Raw genomic sequence first — 4,187 nt, forward strand, 5'->3', positions numbered from 1 at the left:
TCTTATTATTTAGAAATTATAAGATAAATAAGAATATTTATGGTGTTTTTATTAAATTTCTTTAGGGATGAAAAAGCAAAGGAGCTTAGCGCATAAAGGCGATAAGCGAAGCGGTAACCGCAACATTTAAAGACTCTACGCCTCTGTTCATCGGGATGCTGATAGAGTCGTTACAGAGTTTTTCAATCTCTTTTGAGACTCCATCGCTCTCGTTTCCAAGAACAAATATGGATTTGTCGCTTTTTTTCAAATCATAGATGCTGTTTTTGGCATGTGAAGAGAGCAGGTAGATTTTTGCATCATGCAACTCTTTTAAAACTTCATCCAGTGTGTTGCAGTAGTAGATTGGGAGTTTAAAAAGCGTTCCCGCACTCGCTTTTATGACGAGCGGAGAGATTTTTGCGCTGCTTTTTTTAGGAAGAATAATTCCATCAACATAACCTGCCGCGCATGAGCGGATAATCATCCCTAGGTTTTGAGGGTTTTGTATGCCGTCAAGCGCTAAGAGTTTGAAACTTTTTAAACTCTTTATCTCATTTGCGCTTTGGTAGGAGGAAGCAATGATGTCAATCGCTACACCTTGGTCTTGTTTTGCATTTTTGCTGATTCTGCTGAGTGCATTTTTATCGTGATAAACTACCTCAATGCCTCTTTTTTTTGCAAGTTTTAAGATAGTCTCTACCGCGCCATCAGGCTTGTTAGAGTTTGACATGTGGAGTTTATGTATCTCAATATTTTCATCTTGAAGAACCTCTATGACTACATTTCTGCCATAAAGCGTGATTATCTTCTCAAAATATGCTTTTTTGTTTTTGTACTCTTGTGAATCTTCCAAAACTTGCCTTTTGTTTATATTGATGCAATTTTACACTATTTATCTGTTTTATTCTCTTCATCGGAGTTATCACTCTTCTTATGATAAAAATCTCTTGCATTTTCTGAGAACTCCTCAAGACGAGCCATTACCATGCCGTTTACGCTGGATGACGGATAGTTGCCTTTTTCATCAACCTCTCCCGCTTCTACACCGGTTAAAATCTCTATCCCCTCATTTATAGTTTTTACTGCGTAGATTGCAAAGTTGCCTTTTTCTACCGCTTCAAGAACTTCAGTTTTGAGCATTAGATGCTTGATGTTTGTTTCTGGAATAATGACGCCGTAAAATCCATTTTTGTCTCTGCGCATGCAGATGTCGAAAAAGCCCTCTATCTTCTCGTTTACTCCGCCTATGGGCTGGATTTCGCCAAATTGATTAACAGAACCTGTAACTGCGATGTTTTGTTTTATAGGCAGGTTTGCAAGCGATGAAAGAATAGCGTAGAGCTCTGTTGAAGATGCGCTGTCACCGTCTATTTTATTGTAGGATTGCTCAAAAACCAAAGAAGAGGAGAGGCTTAAGGGTTTGTTTTGGGCGTACGTTGAGCCAAGGTACGAACTAAGAATCATAACTCCTTTTGAGTGAATAGGACCGCCCAGTTCAACCTTACGCTCAATATCTATAATCTCGCCCTTGCCGATGCGTGTTCTAGCGGTAATTTTAGACGCTATACCGAAGTTGTATCCTCCCATGGAGATAAAACTAAGCGCATTTATCTGACCTACAACACTGCCGGAGAGATCAATCATGATGGTGCCCTCATCAATCTGTTCGTAGAGTCTCATCTGTATGCGGTTTGCTCTATCAATGCGTGTCTGGAGCACCTTGTTTATATCATCCTTTTCTACCGCCGAGTGAGAGTTTTTCTTAGCCCAATAATCTGCCTCTTTTAGTAGATCCGAGAGAGTTCTTAGATGTGCAGAGAATTTTAAAGAGTGTGAAACCTCTCTTGAACTCTCCTCTATGACCCTTGCAACGGCATCTGGAGTTAGAGGAAGCAGGTCGTGGTTCGTCGCGATTGTTCCTATCATTTGCGCATAAAGATGTGTATTCTCTTTACTGCGAACAATGCTGTCCTCAAAGTCGGCAACTACTTTAAAAAGCTCTCCAAAATCAGGATCGTAGTGGTAAAGAAGATAGTATAGAATTCTCTCTCCGATAAGAGCTACTTTTACATCTATGGGAATCGGCTCAGGCTCTAATGAGGTTGTGCTGATAAATGAGTATTGTTGCGCCAAAGATTCTATGCGTATCTCTTTTGAACGCAGAGCACGTTTGAGCTCCTCATACGCAAACGGCTGCATTAAAAGCTTTCTTGCATCAAGTACAAGATAACCTCCGTTTGCTTTATGGAGTGCCCCCGGTTTAATCATGCTAAAGTCGGTTACCAATGTACCAACCTGCGATAAATGTTCGATCTTTCCTATAAGATTTTGATGAATAGGATTGTCTTCGTAGATAACCGCTGAGGGTGCATTCTCTTCATGGGTAATAAATAGATTTACGCCATAACGCGAAAAGGAGGGAGTATAGAGTTCTTTCATAAATGGTATCATAGGCATTTCGTCTGGTTTTACCAAAAAATCTTGCACATGATGGATAACATCATCCTCTAAATCATCAAGATAGGCAGTGATTTTATCTGAATATTTGTACTTGGAGCGCACTTCGTCAATAAGCGATTCGACCGACTCCTTGGTTATTCTTTTCTCTAAATCTTTAAGCTCTTTTCTTTGCGCTTTGTTTAGCTCATTTACACCATGCAGACCATCTTTTACAATCTTCTCAAACTCATTGACCTTCTTCTCAATCTCTTCTTTCTCTTTTCCCTCTATGGCGTTGAACTCTGAAGCAGTAATAACTTTGCCGTTTATGACGGGCGCAAATGAAACTCTGTTTTTAGAAGTGGCATTCATTGCAATATCGTGCTTTTTTGCCTCGTCTTGGAGATACTGGAAAATCTGCGTCTCCTTTTCCATATATTTCTGGTTTATAGCCTCATACTCATTGCGGTAAGCACTGCCTTCAAAAACAGTCGGAAGAATCTCTTTTAAGAGCTCGACAAGTTCATCCATGTTATCTTTAAACCCTATAGCATGTCCTGAGGGAAGTTCTATAGCAATGGGTTTCCTGGGGTCTTTAAAGTTGTTGACATAGCACCAGTCGTTTGGTGCCTTTTGGCTTCTTGTTTTTTTTTGCAAAAAGTTCATCACGGTAGAGTGTTTGCCGCTGCCAGAGGTTCCCATAGCAAAAAGATTGTAACCGTCTTGCTCGATGTTTGCGGCAAAATCTATAGCATCGAGTGCATTTTTCTGTCCAAAAGGCTCCTCTAGCGGCTCAAGTTCTTTAGTAGTTTTAAATGAAAAAAGCGAAGAGTCACACTTTTTATATAATTGCGAAATTTCTAAAGCTGATGGCATAATTTTCCCTTGAAATTGAAGAGTGATTGAGAAATTTTTTAAAATCAACCTATGGTAAATGAAAAAAGCTTATTCCATTATTAAAAATGTTTAATTGATAAAATAGTGCTATACTTTAAAAAAGATAAAATCAAAAAAACCGGAGAGTTTGATGGATAGTAGAATAGATGAGATAGCACAACAGATAAAAACTCTTGAAGACGAACTTATGGCAGAGCTTAGAAAAAAGCAGGATGAATTTTTTTATACGCTTGAGGATAAAAAGGTAAAGTTTCAAGAGAACGTAATAGAAGAGGGGAAATCCAGGATTGTAAGCTCCATCAAATATTTATCATCGTTTCCTGTTTTAGTAATTTTCACAATCCCTTTTATCTGGTCAATGATGATTCCCGCACTTCTTGCAGATATCTTTGTTACTATTTATCAAACGGTCTGTTTTCCTATATATAAGATACCAAAAGTTAAAAGAAGTGATTACGTAGTCATAGACAGATACAATCTTTTTTATCTAGATAGAGTTGAGAAGATAAACTGTTTGTATTGTGAGTATTTTAACGGTGTCATAGGCTACACAAGAGAGATAGCGGCAAGAAGCGAGCAGTTTTGGTGTCCCATAAAACACTCAAAACCGCAAATTGACATGCACTCAAGATATGATAAATTTTTTCATTTTGGGGATTATGACACATACAGAAAAAAGCTTGAAGAGAGAAGAGCAGACTTTAAAGATTTACTAGAGGAAACAGAGGTGACTAAATCTTAATAAAATAAGGATGGCAGCAATATGAAGATTAATTTTAAGAGAGAATCTAATCAGTTAAAAGACCCGGTTTGCGGCATGAATGTCTCTAGTGATTCTAAATACTATTATAATTACTCTGGAGATGATT

3 protein-coding genes are annotated in these 4,187 nt (G+C 38.2%); 1 reads left to right on the forward strand and 2 read right to left on the reverse strand.

The genetic code is table 11. The features are described from left to right. Positions 1-85 precede the first annotated feature (85 nt). On the reverse strand, positions 86-835 hold the full coding sequence (locus RQ763_RS10125; protein ID WP_314152802.1) for an RNA methyltransferase: 750 nt from the start codon (positions 833-835) through the stop codon (positions 86-88). 35 nt (positions 836-870) lie between these two features. Continuing rightward, on the reverse strand, positions 871-3,297 hold the full coding sequence (locus RQ763_RS10130; protein WP_314152803.1) for an ATP-binding protein: 2,427 nt from the start codon (positions 3,295-3,297) through the stop codon (positions 871-873). Between the two features lie 151 nt (positions 3,298-3,448). On the opposite strand from RQ763_RS10130, the gene RQ763_RS10135 reads away from it, so the two are divergent. Next, entirely contained in the window at positions 3,449-4,060 is a 612-nt protein-coding gene (locus RQ763_RS10135; RefSeq protein WP_314152806.1) for a hypothetical protein, read from the forward strand. Positions 4,061-4,187 lie beyond the last annotated feature (127 nt).

This window comes from Sulfurimonas sp., assembly GCF_032250635.1.
GTDB lineage: Bacteria > Campylobacterota > Campylobacteria > Campylobacterales > Sulfurimonadaceae > Sulfurimonas.